The sequence below is a fragment of the Nocardioides sp. genome (assembly GCF_014360585.1).
Lineage (GTDB): Bacteria > Actinomycetota > Actinomycetes > Propionibacteriales > Nocardioidaceae > Nocardioides.
Window position 1 is genome coordinate 1 of the sequence record NZ_JACIXG010000110.1, and the last position, 15,729, is coordinate 15,729.

Genomic DNA, 15,729 nt, shown 5'->3' on the forward strand with positions numbered 1-15,729 from the left:
GCTGCCGGCGACGCCGGCGCTGCGTGACCAGGTGCCGCCGGTCTCGGCCGTGCCCCAGCCGCTCGTCTCGGCCCGCTCGAAGGTGTCCTCGGCGACGATGCCTTCGGCCGGCGGGACGGGCTCGCCGTCGACCTCGACGGTGACCCACTCGGTGAGCGCCTGGTTGCCGAAGGCGTCCTCGGCGACGACCCGGTAGCGCTGGGTGGAGCCCGGCGGCGCCTCGGTGTCGACGAAGCTCTGCGTGGTCTGCTTCCAGAACGCGGCGGTGACCGCGTTGGTGTGGATCGGGGCGACGTCCGTCGACCCTCGGTAGACCTTGTAGGTGACGGTCGCGTTGTCCTTGTCGGCGTTGCCGGGCCACGTCAGCCGGACCTGGCCGTCGGCCGGCGAGGTCGCGGTGAGCCCGAACTCCGCGCCATTCAGGGCAGGGCCGACCTCGTTGGGGGCGATCGTGTTGACCGCGAACCGCACCAGTCCCTGCTGGGCGACGCCGTCGACCTTGAGGAACTCACCACCGTAGACGACGTAGTCGTCGTTGGCGGTCACGGTCCAGGGAGCCTGGTTGGCGCCGGTGAAGGTGCCGGGGGTCCACTTCGGGTACCACTCCAGGAACTCGGGGCGCGGGGTGCCGGGGTGGTCGGGGTAGCCGTAGATGTCACTGGTGTTGGTGCCGCGTACGTCCTGAGTGACTGCCGTCGAGTGCTGGAAGCTGCGCGGGCTGGTCTCCGGGAAGCCGCCGGAGTTGCCGCAGTAGTGCTTGTGGCTGGCCTGGTAGACCACGTCGGCGGTCGGCCAGATCGCGTAGGTGTCGCCGTGGCAGTCCTCGAGCCAGGTCAGCTTGCCGGTGGCCCAATCGGCCTTGAAGGTGCCTTCGGTGTTGCCGCCGCTGCCATAGTGGTAGCCGCTGCCGTAGAAGCTGGTGCCGTCGGACTCCAGGGACAGGATCGCCGAGTTGGTGCCGCCGTTGCGGATCTCGGAGTTGACCGGCAGCGCCATCGACGCACCGGTCGCGACCTTGATCCGGGCCAGGCCGTAGCCCGGGTTGGCGGAGCCGTTGACCTTGGTGAAGTTGCCGGCGATCACGATGTCGGCGCCGTCGGGCGAGACCACGATGTCCTGCAGCGACCCGTTCGAGACGGTCGGGTTCATCGGCAGAAGCTGGGCGCCGGTGTCGGTGGGCTTGACCGCCGCCACCTTCGTACGCGGGGTGTTGTCGGCCGAGGTGAACACGCCACCGTAGAAGACCGCGTCGGCGGTCGCGGCGACCGCGTTGGTGGTGGAGTTGAAGATCGGCCGGAAGCTGGTCAGCGCCCCGGTGGCGAGGTTGATCGCCGCGCCGCGGTAGCGGTTGACGCCGTTGACCTGGGTGAAGCTGCCCGCGACGTAGAGCAGGCTCTTGTCGGGCGAGAGCGCCATGTCCTTGACCTGGGCGTTGAAGCTCGGCGCGAACCCGGGGATCAGCTCACCGGTCGAGAGCCGGTAGGCCAACATGTTGGAGCGCGGCGTCTCGCTGGTGCCGGCCGGGGCACCGGCCGGGCGCGCGGAGGTGAAGCTGCCACCGACGTAGACGATGTCGCCGACGATCACCTGCTTCCAGGCGACCCCGTCGATCTGCACGGTCGGAAGTACGTCGGCAGAGACCGTCTCCGGGAGCTCGGGGTCGATCGGAGCCGTGTCCGCCGTCGCCCCTCCCTGCATGGCGAGGCTGCCCGCCCCGAGGACTGCTGCAACCGCGCCGGCCGCCAGCAGACGCCACCTGGTCCCACCGGGCTTGCCTTGAATCCGCGTCATCATCCATCCCTGTACAAGGCGGCCGACCCGGCCGCGACACGCCAGTGTCGGGGATACCCGCAGCCGTCCGCCCGTCGATCACACCGCCGTTCCCCTGAATCGGGTATGTATTGGATCCAGAGGCCACATCTGCGCGAGCTGCGTGGTGCAGACTCCCGACATCCGTTGGCCACACAGTCCCAGGAAGGCGTCCGTCTTTGACTGTCTCGCCCGGTCCGTCCCGAATCCGTCTCCTCGGCATCTCCGCGGTCGCCACGGCGCTCGCACTGGGTTCGACCTACGCGCTGACCTCGGGTCCCACCCCGGAGAGCGCGCCGAGTGCGGAGAGGACCTACGGCGACCTGCCGCCCGACGACTTCGGCGGGCCGGCGACGCTGTCGCCCTCGACGTCGGCCTCCGCCTCTCCATCGGCCTCCTCCACGCGCCTCCCCGGACCGTCCGTCAGCCCGTCCGCCGGGTCGCCGAATAAGCAGGAGCCCTCGGACTCTGCCGAGCCGCCCCGCTCCGGCGACCGTCCGGGCTCACCCGGGCAGGAGCCGGTGGAGGCCGACCCGCTGGCGTCGCCGCCAGCAGGCACCCCAGGGCAGCAGGGTCCGGAGCCGGATCACACCGGCGTACCTCCGAAGAAGAAGCTGCGCGTCCACCGTGGCGATCTGGTCGTCAGGACCGCCGGGAAGGTGGTCGACGGCCTGGAGGTGCACGGCCGGGTGAGCGTCGAGGCGCCGAACGTGACGATCCGCAACACCCGGGTGATCGTGCCGACCGACTCCGAGACCGCTGGGATCTCCAACAACAACGACCAGGGTCGCGGGATGCTGGTCCGCAACGTCGAGGTGCGGTCCGCGAGCGCGGCTCCGGGCGTCAACGGCGTGGTCGGCCACGACTTCACGCTGGAGAGCTCCGAGATCCATCACGTCACCGATCAGGTCCACATCACCGGCAGCAACGTGACGGTGCGCGGCAACTGGTTTCACGACAACTACCACTTCGAGAACGACCCCTACCAGGATGGCGGCGCCTCCCACGACGACTCGATCCAGATCATCGGCGGCGGCAACATCACGATCGCGAACAACCGTTTCACCGGCGCCTACAACGCCGGCGTGCAGATCACCCAGAGCATCCGCGACGTCAACGGCGTCACGATCCGTGACAACCTCCTCGGCGGAGGCGGCTGCACCGTCAACATCGCCGAGAAGGGCCGGGGCCCGGTCGAGGGCATGGTGATCCGCGACAACCGGTTCCTCAGTGACCAGCGCATCGACGGCTGCGCGATCATCCGCCCGACCTCGACAAAGGTCAGCCACTCCGGCAACGTCTGGGACGACACCGGGCGCGCGGTCACGATCAGCCGCGGCTGACCTTCTGGGCCAGCGCGCCCCGCACCGTCACCACCAGCGACATCACGTCGCGGCGTACCGGCGGGACGATCAGCAGAAGTGCGTACGCCGCGGCCCCGGCCACCACGCAGACCGGCACTGTCACCCCGGGGTGCTGCTCGTCGAGCGCCTGGGCAGTGGCGTACGCCGCGGCGGCGACCGCCCCGGCGACCAGCAGGATGCGGGCGGCACCGAGGTAGAGCGGACCCACGCGGAGCTGGGTGCGGCGGGAGATCCACCACAACGACAGCGGCCACTCCAGCAGGTGGGCGGTCGCGTAGCCGACCGCGACGCCGGTGATCCCGTACTGCACCCCGATGACCACGCAGACCACCTTCAGGGCCGAGGCGACCAGGGTGTAGTGGCGCAGCTCCGTGGTCAGCCCATGGGCGAGATAGACCCAGTAGCCGACGTAGGCGAGCGTCTGGAATAGACCCGCGCAGGCGAGCAGGGCAAAGACACCGGCGACGTCCCAGCCCGGACCGAGGAGAAGCGCGCAGACAGGCACCGCGGCGCCGGCGACCAGCCCGAGCCCAGCACCGAGGCTGTAGCCGAGGGCGATCTGGCCGCGCTGCACGAAGCGCTGCGTAAGCGCCGGGTCGTCGCGGATCCGGCTCAGCACCGGCAGCGCCACCGTCGTGGTGGGGCTGCGCAGCTGGCCGAGCGGTGTCATCAGCAGCTGCCAGGCGCGGTTGTAGGTGCCGAGCTCCTGGGCGCCCAGGCGGGTGCCGATGAGCACCGAGTCAATGTTGCTGGCGGCGTAGTTGATCAGCTGCGTACCCGCCAACGACCAGCCGAAACGCAGAAACCCGCCCATCTCTACGCCGCGCCGCGGGCGACCGGGAAGCCAGCCGGCGAAACCGCCAGCGACCACCAGCACGACGGCGCTCTGGATGAGCTGCTGAACAGCCAGGGCCCAATAGCCCGCGCCGTTGGCCGCTGCGTACGCCGCGACCCCGAGAGCGAGCACTGGCGCCGCGACCTCGGCGAAGGCGAGCCTGGTGAAGAGCATCCGGCGGGTGAGGTCGGCACGATACTGCGCGGCCATGCCGTTGAGGACGAACATCCCGGCCATCGCCACGGTCAGCATGGTGAGCGCCGGCTCCCCGTAGAGCGCGGCGACGAGCGGAGCGGCCGCGATCGCGAGGAGCGCGAAGCCGAAGCCGAGGCCGGTGTTGAGCCACCACAGGTTCGTCTGCTGCTCGCGACTGAGCTCCTTGGCCTGGATCGCGGCCGTCGAGAGCCCGAGGTCACGGAAGATCTCGGCGACCGCGACAACTGCCAGCACCATCGCGACCAAGCCGTAGTCGCGCGGGCCGAGCATCCGGGACAGCACCACCACCGAGGCGATCTGGACCAGGATGCGTACGCCCTGGCCGCCGAGCACCACCATCCCGCCGCGGGCAGCGCTCCTACCCAAGCTCAATCGAGGACCTCAGCCGCGATCTCGTCCCGATAGCGCTCGACGCCGAAGCGCTCCTCGGCATCCTTGCGCCCGGCGGTGGCGAGCCCGGCGGCCAAGTCGGGGTCGGCGGCGAGCCGCTGGATCGCCTCGGCCAGGGCCTCGGCGTCGCCGGCGGTCACCAACAGCCCGGTCTCGCCGTCGCGCACGATCTCGGCCAGCCCCTGCACCCGGCTCGCGACCAGCGGCCGCTCGGCGAGCAGCGCTTCGACCGCGACGTTGCCGAAGGGCTCGACACGTGACGGCACCAGCACCACGTCGGCCTGCTCGAGCTCGCCGGCGGGCTCGGCGACGTAGCCCAGGAACTCGACGCTCCCGGTCAGGTCGTCCTGATCCGCCCGGTCGCGGAGCTCCTGCTCGAACCACTCGTAGCCCGCGAAGACCGACCCGCACACGCGCAGCCGCGCATCGATCCCGCGCCTACGCACCTCGGCGAGAGCCTCCAGCGCAACGTCGGTCCCCTTGCGCGGGGAGAGCCGTCCGACCAGCACCAGCCGCAGCGGTCCGTCCGGGGTCCGGACGCGGGCAGCGGCCACGGACTCCGGCCCGGGGACGCCGTTGTAGACGACAGTCGTACGCCGCCCCAGCACCGGCAGCGTGCGCACGAGCGCGTCGCGCGAGGCCCGCGAGTTGGCCACCACGCGGGTGGCCAGCAGGAGCGGAGCGGTCAGAGCGAGGCGTACGGGCTTGGGCTGGTCGTCCTCGGCCTCGTGCACGTGGCAGACCACGGGGACGCGCGCGGCGCGAGCGACGAGGATCCACCACGGGATCGTCACCGTGTTGACCAGCATCCGGCTCGGCCTGACCCGGCGCCACAGCCGCGCCGCGCGCACCCAGAAGACCATCAGCGCCGCGGCCAGCCGGACGAGGCCGGCCGGGCTGAGGTAGGCCTTGCGCAACACGGGGAACGTCATCACCTCGACACTCGCCCCGGCGACCTCGAGCAGCGGGAGCAGCGGACCGTGCTCCGGCACGACCACCGTGACCTGCTGCCCCGCCTGGTGCAGCCCACGCACCGTCTCGACCAGCTGAAGATCGGAGCCGTAGACGTCCGGCGACGGATGGGCGACCAACACAGGCATGATGCGCAACCGTATGCCACCGGCACGACCCGGGCCGAAGGTCCTGCAAAGTCCTCCCCAGATCTGGGGAGTGGGCGACCCGGACATCGTCGGGGCGACCGCGGCTCGACTAAGGTCCCGATGTCCGCCCCTACGTATGAGCGAAGCAGGCAACGAGCATGGCCGCGACCGGCGCCCAACGCGCCCCAGGCGGGTTCCGCACACATCTGGAGGCGCTGGGACAGGCGCAGAAGCCGTCGCTCAACACCGCGGCCTACTCGCGGCTCCTCAACCGGCCCGCCGGCCGGGTCGTCGCCGCGGCCGCGCACATGCTCGGCGCGACTCCCAACCAGGTCACGGCGCTGAGCGCGACGCTCTCGGCCGCAGGACTGCTGGTGCTCGCCCTGGTCGAGCCGCGCTGGTGGACGGGGGTCCTGGTCGCGGTGCTGCTGGCCGCGGGCTATGTGCTCGACTCCTCCGACGGTCAGCTCGCCCGGCTGCGTGGCGGCGGGACGCGCTCGGGTGAGTGGCTCGACCACACAATCGACTGCTTCAAGACCGCCAGCCTCCACCTGGCAGTGCTGGTGTCCTGGTACCGCTTCGGCCCGGCCACCGACGGCTGGCTGTTGGTGCCGCTGGGCTTCGAGGTGGTCGCCGTGGTGACGTACTTCGGTCTGATCCTGATGCCGACGCTGCGCCCGTCCTCCACCGCGTCTCCCGTGGCTGTCCAGGAGAACCCTCTCCGCAAGTGGGCGCTGCTGCCGATGGACTACGGCGCGCAGTGCTGGATGTTCGTGCTGCTCGGCTTCGGAGCGATCTTCCAGTGGACCTACGCCCTGGTGTTCGTCTGCAACGCCGCCGCGCTGGTCGTCGCGCTGCGCAAGTGGTGGCGTGAGCTGCGCGCGCTGGACGGGCCCTCACAGGTGTCACGATGAGCGATCTCGCCCGGCTCGCCGTGGTCGTGGTCAGCTACGGCGATCCCTCGCTGCTGGAGCGGCACACGACGCGGGTCGCCGCCGCGCTGGAGCCCGCCAGGATCGTCGTGGTCGACAACCACTCGACCGACGCCAACCGCGCCACGGTCCGGCAACTCTGCGAGCGCGAGGGCTGGACCGGAGTCTTCCCTGGCACCAACACCGGCTTCGGCGCCGGCTGCAACCTGGGCGCCGCGGCCGCGCTGGCCGAGGGCGCCGAGGCGCTCCTCTTCCTCAACCCGGATGCCACGATCGATGCCGAGTCGGCCGTACGCCTCATGGCCGCCGTCGAGGCCGAGCCGCTCCTGCTCGCCGGGCCGACGGTGCTCGGCTCTGACGGCGAGGTCGCCTCCGCGGGTCTCGATCTCGACTTGGAGACCGGCACGATGCGTCCCTGGCGCCGCCGCGCCGAACTGCTGGGTGCAGACACGCTGCCGTGGGTCACCGGCGCCTGCTTCGCGGTCACGCGCGAGCTGTGGGAGAAGGTCGGCGGCTTCGACGAGCGCTACTTCCTCTACTGGGAGGACGTCGACCTCTGCGCCCGGGTCCGGGCGGCCGGCGGCCGCGTCGCGATCATCGACGGGGCCACGGCGACCCACTCCGGAGGCGGCACCCAGCGCGCGGAGGGTTCCCGCGCCAAGTCGCCCGCCTACTACTACTTCAACATCCGCAACCGGGCCCTCTTCGCGCGGATCTGGCTCAGCCACGAGCGGCAGCGGGCCTGGCGTCGCGGGGCGGTCGGGGCGGCGTACGAGATCCTGATGCGTGGTGGGCGCCGGCAGCTCCTGCACCCCGTCCGGCCGGTCTCCGCGGTCGTGCGAGGGCTGCGTGACGGACGCCGCGACCGGCCCGTCCGCGTCCTGGAGTCGGTCCACGAGCTGCGCGCGACGACCAACCCCTACATCGTCCAGCTCATCGAGACCCTCGGCCGGCGGGACGACACCGAAGTCCTGCTGTTCGGCTTCGCCCGGGCCATCGCGGGCCGGTACGACGTATTCCACGTGCACTGGCCCGAGCTGCTGATGACATCAGCGCGTACGCCGCTGCGCCGGCTGGCGCGTCAACTGCTCACCACCGTGTTCATCATCCGGCTCCGGCTGACCCGAACCCCGGTCGTACGCACCTGGCACAACCTCGTCCGACCCGACGGCCTGAGCCGCTGGAACCACCGACTCCTGGACGCGCTCGAGCGCCGCACCAGCCACGTCATCCGGCTCACCGACCAGACCGCTCCTCCGCTCGACGTACCGACCTCGACGATCGTCCACGCCCACTATCGCGACTGGTTCGCGCCGATGATCGAGGTCTCGACAAGCTCGACCGCCGGATCGACCGCCAGCCACCCGAGACGAGTGCTCTACTTCGGCCTGATCAAGCCCTACAAGGGCGTAGAGCTGCTCCTCGAAGCGGTCGCCGACAGCCCCGAGGCCGACCTGGACGTACGCCTGGTCGGCTCCCCCGCCGACCCTGCTCTCGCCGACCAGGTCCGGGCCGCGGTCGCCGCCGACGCCCGGGTGAGCGCCGAGCTGAGCTACGCCGACGACGCCACTCTGGCCGCCGAGATCGCCCAGGCAGCGCTGGTGGTGCTGCCCTACCGGGCGATGCACAACTCGGGCGCGCTGCTGCTCGCGCTCTCCCTCGACACCCCGGTCCTGGCGCCTGACAACGAGGTCAACCGCCGTCTGGCCGACGAGGTCGGCGCGGGCTGGCTCCACCTCTTCGAAGGCACCCTCACCGTCGAGGACCTGGAGCGTGCGTTGAAGTCCGTCGCCACCGACCCACCGTCCGGGCGACCCGATCTCTCGGCGCGGGAGTGGCCGGAGTCGGCCGAGCTGCATGCCGCGGCGTTCCGGGCGGCGCTGCGGCACTGAGGCGTTCCGGCTAGCATCTCAGGCATGTCGAGTCCCGAAGCAGACAGGTCAGGGGCTGCCGGTCACACCGCCAGCCCCGTGAACGACTGAGCAATCCGCCCGCGATCTGAGCGGGTCAGTTCGGCATACTCCCGGGCCGCCGGCCGTGGTGACCAGAAGGACCCTCTTCTGACCACTCACCTCGGAGTACTCGATGCCTTTCGCCCTCTACATGCTTGCCCTGGCGGTCTTCGTCATGGGCACCTCGGAGTTCATGCTCGCGGGTCTGCTGCCCGCGATCGCCACCGATCTAGACGTCACCGTCGGCACCGCAGGCCTGCTGACCTCCGCGTTCGCCGTAGGAATGGTCCTCGGCGCGCCGCTGATGGCTGCCTTCGCCCGCCGCTGGCCCCCGCGTACGGCGCTGCTGGTCTGCCTGCTCCTGTTCGCCGCCTGCCATGTGATCGCCGCGGTCACGCCCGTCTTCCCCGTCCTTCTAGCCGCCCGTGTGCTCAGTGCCCTGGCGAACGCGGGCTTCCTGGCCGTAGCCCTGGCCACGGCCACCACCCTCGTACCCGAGGACAGGAAGGGACGCGCCCTGGCCATCCTGCTGTCCGGCACGACCATCGCCACGGTCGCCGGTGTTCCCGCAGGGGCACTGCTCGGCACCGCGGCCGGGTGGCGCACCACGTTCTGGGCAATCTCGCTGCTGTGCATCCCCGCCGCGATCGGAATCCTGCGCGGCGTCGCGGACTCCCGGGCCCGGACTGATGTCGGCGCCGGCTCACCGAGGCTCCGCGCCGAGCTGGCCCAGCTACGCTCCCACCGCCTCCTTCTCGCGATGGCCCTCGGCGCGCTGGTCAACGGCGGCACCTTCGCAGCCTTCACCTTCCTGGCACCGGTGGTGACCGAGACAGCAGGCCTGGGAGACGCCTGGATCTCCGTGGTGCTGGTGATGTTCGGCCTCGGATCCTTCCTCGGTGTCACCGTCGCAGGACGCCTGTCGGACAGCAGACCGGGCCTGGTCCTCGCCATCGGCGGTCCCCTGCTGCTGGCAGGCTGGATCGCACTCGCCCTGGCCGCGTCGCATCCCGCACTCCTCGTCGCTCTCGTCCTGGTCCAGGGAATGCTGTCGTTCGGCGTGGGCAGCACCCTGATCGCCCAGGTGCTCTACGCCGCCTCCGGAGCACCGACGATGGCCGGCTCGTACGCGACCGCCGCACTCAACGTGGGAGCCGCAGCCGGCCCTGTCCTCGGCGCACTCGGCCTCGCCACCGGAGCAGGCAACCTCGCCGCGGTATGGGTCGCGGCCGGCCTCACCGCCCTGACTCTCATGGTCATGCTCCTGTCGAAGCTTCACCTCAGGGCGGTCACTGTGGAGACACTCGGCTGAGCGACCCGTACGCTCGCGCCTCAGCCATACCAGGTCGGAGGGGTACGGGCTCGCAGCGGACGACCCGGTGGAATGTGCGTCGCCCAGGGCACGCCGGATCGCCTGCACCTAGTGAGGCAGCTACCACGGCCCGAGATCTGTCCGTCCCAGCACTGATTCCTCCGCGCCACACCCGGGCCGCCGCCCCGATAGCCAGCCAGATGTTTCCGGCAGGGAGGTCTCGACATGCTCGACCACCGGGGCTGGTCGTTCGGGAAGGGGACCGTGTTGGTCTCGACACGCCTCCGCCTAGCGGCTCCGGCGGCTCGACCGACGGGGACAAGGGTCTCGACCAGCGGGGCGGCTCGACCAGCGGGGGTGGGGTCTCGACCACCGCCGAACTCGGTCCTTTACTAACCTGACAGCGTGCCCCCCACCCCAGACTCATCCCCGACGCGCCCACCGGTCTGGATCGCGGTCGCCTCGTTCGTGAGCAGCTTCGACAGGTTCGTGGTCAGCCCGATCCTGGTCCTGGTAGCGACGACGTTCGGGGTCTCGGTAGGACAGGCGGTGGCGATCGCCAGCGGCTACTACCTCGCGTACGGCCTGTGCCAGCCGCTGTGGGGCGCCCTGTCAGACAGGTTCGGCCGGGTCCGGCTGATGCAGTGGGCGCTCGTCGGGGCGGGGATCGCCGGTCTGGTCTCGGCGGCGGCGCCGAACCTGCTGACCCTGGTTGCGGTGCGGGTGGTCGCGGGGGCGTTCTTCGGGGCGATCGTGCCGACCTCACTGACGTACGTCGGCGACACCGTCTCCGACACCCACCGGCAGCGCGCCCTCTCGGACCTGATGGCCGCGATGGCGGTCGGTACGGCGCTGGCGGCAGCCGCGGCGGGGATCACCGGACAGCTGCTGGGATGGCGGGTCGTGTTCGCGGTGCCGGCGGTCGTGGCCCTGGTCAGCGCCTGGGGTCTGCGCTCGCTCGCCGAGCCGCCGCGAACCACCGACGGCGGAGTGGGCGCCGCGTTCCGAGCCGCGCTGAGCAACCGCTGGGTGGTCGTGGTCGGGCTGCTGGTCTTCGTCGAGGGCGGCCTCGTCCTCGGCGTTCTCACCCTCCTCGCACCCGCCCTGCAGGCACAGGGCGTCGACGCGGCACGAGCGGGGCTGGCGGCCGCCGCGTACGGCATCGCGGTCCTGCTCTCCTCGCAGATCCTCAAGGCGCTCACCCGGCGAATCCCACGCTGGGCGCTGATGGCGATCGGCGGCCTCGCCCTGACCGCTGGGTACGCCGTGGCGGCGATGAGCGTCTCGGTGCCCACCATCATCGGCGTCGTCGTGATGCTGGGGATCACCTGGGCCTTCCTGCACACCTCACTGCAGACGTGGGCGACCTCGATCGTCCCCGAGGCGCGCGGCACCGTCGTGGCCTGCTTCGCCGCCTCGCTCTTCATCGGGAGCTCCATCGCCGCCGTCATCGCCGGGCCGGCTGCCGACCACGACCAGTGGCAGACCCTCTTCACCGCGTGCGCCGTGACCGCGGCGGTCCTCACCGTCGCCGCTGTCCTCGCCTACCGCGCCTACACCGCCCGCGAGCCCGTTCCCCCGGTCGAGGAGATCACGACCGACGTCTAGCACGGTCAGGGCAGATGGGCGCGGAGGAGCGCTTCGTACTTGTCGGTGATCCGGCTCCAGGTGAACTCGGCGGCGTGCCGCGCGTGGGCATGGCCGGACAGCGATGCTGCCAGCTCGCGGTCGGACAGGAGCCGCTCCAGGGCGGAGATGATGCCGGCCTCGTCGGAGAAGTAGAGGGCGGCATCGTCGGCCACCCAGCGGTTGTAGCGGTTGTCGTGGGCGATCACCGGGTTGCCGCAGCCGAGCGCCTCGACCAGCGACGGGTTGGTGCCACCGACCTGGTGTCCGTGGACGTAGGCCACCGAGTGGAAGCGCAGGGCCGAGACGATGTCGGTGTCGTAGATCGCGCCGAGGAAGACGACCTCGTCGCCGGCCGCCTCGAGGACGGCGCGCTGGTAGTCGTCGGCGGGGTCGTAGTCGCCCAGGACCACCAGCTGCCGACCCCAGCGGCGGCTGGAGAAGGCGCGGACGATCTCGAGGATGTTGTTCTCCGGCACCGGCCGGGCGATCACGGTCAGGTAGGAGCCCGGCTCCAGGCCGCGGTCGAACACCGCCCACTCGGGCGCGTCGACGATGCGAGGGCCGCCGTAGGCGATCGTGGTGATCTTGTCGGCGGGCACCCGGGTCGCCAGATGACGGGCGATCTCGGGATGGTCGGCGATCAGGTGGTCACCCAACCAGCAGGCGGCCCGCTCCTGGGTCCACAGGAACGCCTTCTCCGGGCCCGACCAGCGGGCCCGCTTCCACTCGATGCCGTCCATGTTGACGATGTTGGGGACCCGACGGGAGCGGAGCACGGCGTTGAGCGCGCCGGTGTTGTAGCCGAACGTCACGCACACGCTGCCGTCTCGCGCGGCCTCGCGGGCCGCGTGTCGCACCGCGCCGACATCGAACTCGATCGTCCCGCGCGGGCCGTCGTGGCGGGCCGGCACGTGGACACGCTCGATGCCCTTCCAGGAGTCGACATGCAGCTCAGCGGAGGGTTCGTCGTCCTGGCAGTAGACGACGACCCGCCAGCCGCGGTCGACCAGGTCCAGCCCGATGTTCTCCACCGCGGTCTCGAAGCCGCCATGGGCAGCCGGGACACCACGGGTCCCGAGCATCCGCACAATTGGGGTCACGTGGGGTTGACTCCTAGTTGGGCTAGGAGCCGACGGCCCCTATTTTCAGCACAAAGAGCCATCCAAAGGGATCCGCAGGAGCGACGGGCGTGGAACGAGGGGCCTATACCCCAAATGGGTTACGTGACGGCAGGTCCCCGAGTCAGCACGAACTGGCGGAGCGCGTCCGGGTCGTCGAGATCGACGTACTCGAACCCCTCGACCGCCACCGTGACCTCCGCGATCGCGCACATCGAGTCATAGACCTGCACGTACGCCGCCGACTGCGGGCCCCAGTCGAGCACCTTCGCGGCGCGTTCCCGTGCCCGCAGGGCCAGCTCGACCCGGAGCTCGGGGTCGTCGAGCAGCGACTCGACGGCGTCGGTGAACGCGGCCACGTCCCCGGAGGGGACGAAGAGTGCGGCATCCTCGGCGGAGACCCGGGTCTCGACCAGGTCGAAGGAGACCGACGGCAGGGCGTAGGCCATGTACTCCATCGTCTTGTTCATCGTCGACACGTCGTTGAGCGGCGTCTTCAGGTCGGGACACAGGCCGACGGTCGCGGCGCTGAGGTGCTGGGCGATCAGCGCAGACCCGGCCCGGCCGGTGAAGGTGACCACGTCGTCGAGGCGCAGCTCGGTGCAGCGGCGCTCGAGCTCCTCGAGACAGTCGCCGAAGCCCATCAGCACGGCGTCGACGTCGCTGCGGCCGCGCCGGTGGACGAGCTCCGCCATGACCTCCAGCACCGTGTCGACGCCGTCCTGGGGCCCCATGATCCCGAGGTAGACCAGGGTGTGCCGCCCGCCGGCGGTGCTTTCGGACGCAACGTCGTGGGGCCGCACCGGACGCATCACCGACGTGTCCGGTCCGCTGCGGACCACGGTCACGTCCCGAGGGTCCATCCCACCCCGGGCGATCGCGACCTTCCGGTAGGACTCGTTGGTCGAGATGACCTGGTCGGCGGCGGCGTACGTCTGCTTCTCGAGCCAGCGCAGCGCGGCCAGCTGGGCGCGACCGGACAGGGACGTCGGCGTACCGAACCGGGAGAGGAAGAGCTCGGGGTTGAGATCGTGCTGGTCGAAGACGAACCGGACGCCGCGCCGCTTCCAGATGCGGGCCAGCAGCCAGTAGGTGTCGGGTGGGTTGCACGCCTGCATCACGCTGAACGGGCGGTCCTGCCAGACCCGGTTGGCCAGCAGCGCGGTGCGGATCCAGCAGTAGACGAACTCGAGCAGATAACCGAGCACGCCGCTGGCCTGCGGTGCGGGCCGGTACTTGTAGATGCGTACGCCGCTGAGCTGCTGACGCCCCGGGTCGCCGGGGCCCTTCGGGCAGATCACGCTGACCTCGTAGCCCCGTGCGACCAGCGCCTGACACTCGAGCCAGACACGTCGGTCCAGCGGCACGGGAAGGTTCTGGACGATGATCAGCACGTGCGTCCTTGCGACGCCATGTCTCTGCTGGGCTGCGTTGACCATGGGAGCAGCGTTGTGGAGCGCAGAGACCCTCTCCCCAGGGGCGCCCGGCATATCCCCGAATCCGGGGATCGTGAACGGTGGCACGGGTGCCGGGGCGCCCTGCGGCTCCTAGCGTCGCCTGCTGTGAACCTGCTGGCCGAGCGCATCCGATCCGTACGCAGCCGACGTCTCTCGGAGGCCGTGATCGCGGACCGGCGCACGTCGGTAGACGCATCCGGGCTGGCCGACGCGGCCGAGGAGCTGCGGTTGGCGCTCGTCAGAGCCACCGGCGCCCGGCGCCCGTTGGTCGCGGTGTCGCTGCCGCTGTGCACCGACGCGGTCGTCGCGCTCGTGGCCGCGATCGTCGGTGACCTCTCCGTCTGCTTCGTGGACCCGTCGGCCCCCGAGGAGCGCCGCCGGGCCCTCCTCAAGGCGCTGCATCCCGATGTCGTGCTCGACCGGTCGGGGATCCGGACGGTCGCGTCATCGTCTACGCGTGCTCAGGACGCGCTGGAGGCCGGGTACGTCGCGATGTCCTCGGGCTCCACCGGCGGTGGCCCGAAGGGGGTGCTGTCGCCCTGGGCCGCGATCGACGCCTTCGTCCCGCACGGCGCGGCCGCGCTCGACCTCGACGCCTCCTCGGTGTGGGCCGAGGTCTCCCACCTCTCCTACGACCTGGCGATGACCAACCTGCTGGTCGCCCTGGCCGCCGGCTCCTCTCTCCACCTGTCGGGGTCGCTGGGTGACCGGCTGCGGCCGCTCGGTTTCTGCGCCCGCGTCGAGGCGACGCACGTACGCCTGGCCCCTCGGTTCATCGACCTCGCGGCCAACGAGCGCGGCAGCGCGTCCCCGCGAACCCTGCGGGTGTGGGGATCCGGTGGCGACCGGCTCTCCGCCGCCGACGCCCAGCGCGTCTTCGACCTCGGCGTCGCGACCGTCGTCAACACCTACGGGACCAGCGAGACGATCGGGTTCGCCAGCGCCGCCCGCTTCGAGGCCGGTGACGACCTGCCGACGGTCCACGGCGCCCTTGGGATCGGGCGCGGGTCGGTCGGTGGGTGGCGTACGTCGCTGGCCCCCGACGGGACCGGCGAGATGCTGACCATCGAGTCACCGCATCTGCCCGGCGGCTACCTCTTCGGGACCCCGAGCGGAGACTTTCCGCGCTGGGACGGCCCGGCGCGGGTGCTCACCGGCGACCTCGGCGCCCGGCGCGGCGAGGAGCTCTTCTGCCTCGGTCGCGCGGGCCGCCGGGTCAAACGCAGCGCGAGCTTCGTCGACCTGGACGCCCTCGACGCCGAGGTGAAGGACGCCTTCGGTCTGGCGACCTTCACCGCAGCCACTCCTGAAGGCGCCCTGGTCAGCCTCGTCGAAGCCGCCGGCAACGACCTCGACGACCTCCGCCGCCGGCTCCCGACGGTGCTGCGCCCTGACTCGGTCCCGGACGTACTCGTCCCGGTCGCCCAACTCCCCCGCACCGGCAACGGCAAGATCGACCAGGCCGCGGCTCAGCTCCTCGCCGCCAGTGCGGGCTGAGCCCCGCTGACCGAGCCCGCCCTCGTCGGTCGAGCCGCGAGCGCCAGCGAGCGTGTCGAGACCAACACGGTCCCGTCGGCGCTAGAGGGCACCGTGTTGGTCTCGACACGCCTCCGCC

General features: G+C 70.9%; 10 protein-coding genes and 1 pseudogene. 6 read left to right on the forward strand and 5 right to left on the reverse strand.

All coding sequences use genetic code 11. The annotated features are described in order from the left end of the window. Positions 1–1,791, reverse strand: a pseudogene (locus tag H5T77_RS23650) (hypothetical protein); the annotation flags it as partial. A 197-nt stretch (positions 1,792–1,988) separates the two neighbouring features. On the opposite strand from H5T77_RS23650, the gene H5T77_RS23655 reads away from it, so the two are divergent. Next, the gene (locus tag H5T77_RS23655; RefSeq protein ID WP_292653065.1) at positions 1,989–3,152 is read left to right on the forward strand and encodes a right-handed parallel beta-helix repeat-containing protein; all 1,164 of its coding nucleotides are present in this window, start codon (positions 1,989–1,991) and stop codon (positions 3,150–3,152) included. Here H5T77_RS23655 and H5T77_RS23660 read toward each other — a convergent pair. Continuing rightward, positions 3,139–4,590, reverse strand: a complete 1,452-nt coding sequence (locus H5T77_RS23660; RefSeq protein ID WP_292653066.1) for a lipopolysaccharide biosynthesis protein — start codon at positions 4,588–4,590, stop codon at positions 3,139–3,141. The two genes, H5T77_RS23655 and H5T77_RS23660, sit on opposite strands and share 14 nt — an antisense overlap. A 2-nt stretch (positions 4,591–4,592) precedes the next feature. Next, positions 4,593–5,714 (reverse strand): glycosyltransferase family 4 protein, encoded by a 1,122-nt coding sequence (locus tag H5T77_RS23665; protein ID WP_292653067.1) that lies wholly within the window; start codon positions 5,712–5,714, stop codon positions 4,593–4,595. A 158-nt stretch (positions 5,715–5,872) separates the two neighbouring features. Between H5T77_RS23665 and H5T77_RS23670 the strand changes: the two genes are divergently transcribed. The 4 genes from H5T77_RS23670 to H5T77_RS23685 all read left to right on the forward strand — a co-directional run bounded on the left by H5T77_RS23670 (position 5,873) and on the right by H5T77_RS23685 (position 11,518). After that, on the forward strand, positions 5,873–6,628 hold the full coding sequence (locus H5T77_RS23670; RefSeq protein WP_292653068.1) for a CDP-alcohol phosphatidyltransferase family protein: 756 nt from the start codon (positions 5,873–5,875) through the stop codon (positions 6,626–6,628). Continuing rightward, a complete protein-coding gene (locus H5T77_RS23675) occupies positions 6,625–8,538 on the forward strand; it encodes a glycosyltransferase (protein ID WP_292653069.1) in 1,914 nt (637 codons plus the stop codon). Before H5T77_RS23670 ends, H5T77_RS23675 begins: the two co-directional genes overlap by 4 nt. A 193-nt stretch (positions 8,539–8,731) precedes the next feature. Beyond that, positions 8,732–9,910, forward strand: coding sequence for a Cmx/CmrA family chloramphenicol efflux MFS transporter (locus H5T77_RS23680; protein WP_292653070.1), 1,179 nt, complete (start codon positions 8,732–8,734; stop codon positions 9,908–9,910). 405 nt (positions 9,911–10,315) lie between these two features. After that, on the forward strand, positions 10,316–11,518 hold the full coding sequence (locus H5T77_RS23685) for an MFS transporter (RefSeq protein ID WP_292653071.1): 1,203 nt from the start codon (positions 10,316–10,318) through the stop codon (positions 11,516–11,518). Between the two features lie 5 nt (positions 11,519–11,523). Here H5T77_RS23685 and H5T77_RS23690 read toward each other — a convergent pair whose 3' ends face one another. Both H5T77_RS23690 and H5T77_RS23695 read right to left on the reverse strand, forming a co-directional pair. Next, positions 11,524–12,639 (reverse strand): DUF1972 domain-containing protein, encoded by a 1,116-nt coding sequence (locus H5T77_RS23690; RefSeq protein ID WP_292653072.1) that lies wholly within the window; start codon positions 12,637–12,639, stop codon positions 11,524–11,526. 119 nt (positions 12,640–12,758) lie between these two features. Beyond that, entirely contained in the window at positions 12,759–14,096 is a 1,338-nt protein-coding gene (locus tag H5T77_RS23695) for a glycosyltransferase family 4 protein (RefSeq protein WP_292653073.1), read from the reverse strand. Between the two features lie 123 nt (positions 14,097–14,219). On the opposite strand from H5T77_RS23695, the gene H5T77_RS23700 reads away from it, so the two are divergent. Beyond that, entirely contained in the window at positions 14,220–15,611 is a 1,392-nt protein-coding gene (locus tag H5T77_RS23700) for an AMP-binding protein (protein ID WP_292653074.1), read from the forward strand. Positions 15,612–15,729: the final 118 nt, after the last annotated feature.

What these genes read in the sequence shown, in the direction of transcription:
- H5T77_RS23670 (WP_292653068.1), top strand. Translation starts at nt 5,873, where the DNA reads ATGGCCGCGACCGGCGCCCAACGCGCCCCAGGCGGGTTCCGCACACAT.
- H5T77_RS23675 (WP_292653069.1), top strand. Translation starts at nt 6,625, where the DNA reads ATGAGCGATCTCGCCCGGCTCGCCGTGGTCGTGGTCAGCTACGGCGAT.
- H5T77_RS23665 (WP_292653067.1), bottom strand. Translation starts at nt 5,714, where the DNA reads ATGCCTGTGTTGGTCGCCCATCCGTCGCCGGACGTCTACGGCTCCGAT.
- H5T77_RS23680 (WP_292653070.1), top strand. Translation starts at nt 8,732, where the DNA reads ATGCCTTTCGCCCTCTACATGCTTGCCCTGGCGGTCTTCGTCATGGGC.
- H5T77_RS23695 (WP_292653073.1), bottom strand. Translation starts at nt 14,096, where the DNA reads ATGGTCAACGCAGCCCAGCAGAGACATGGCGTCGCAAGGACGCACGTG.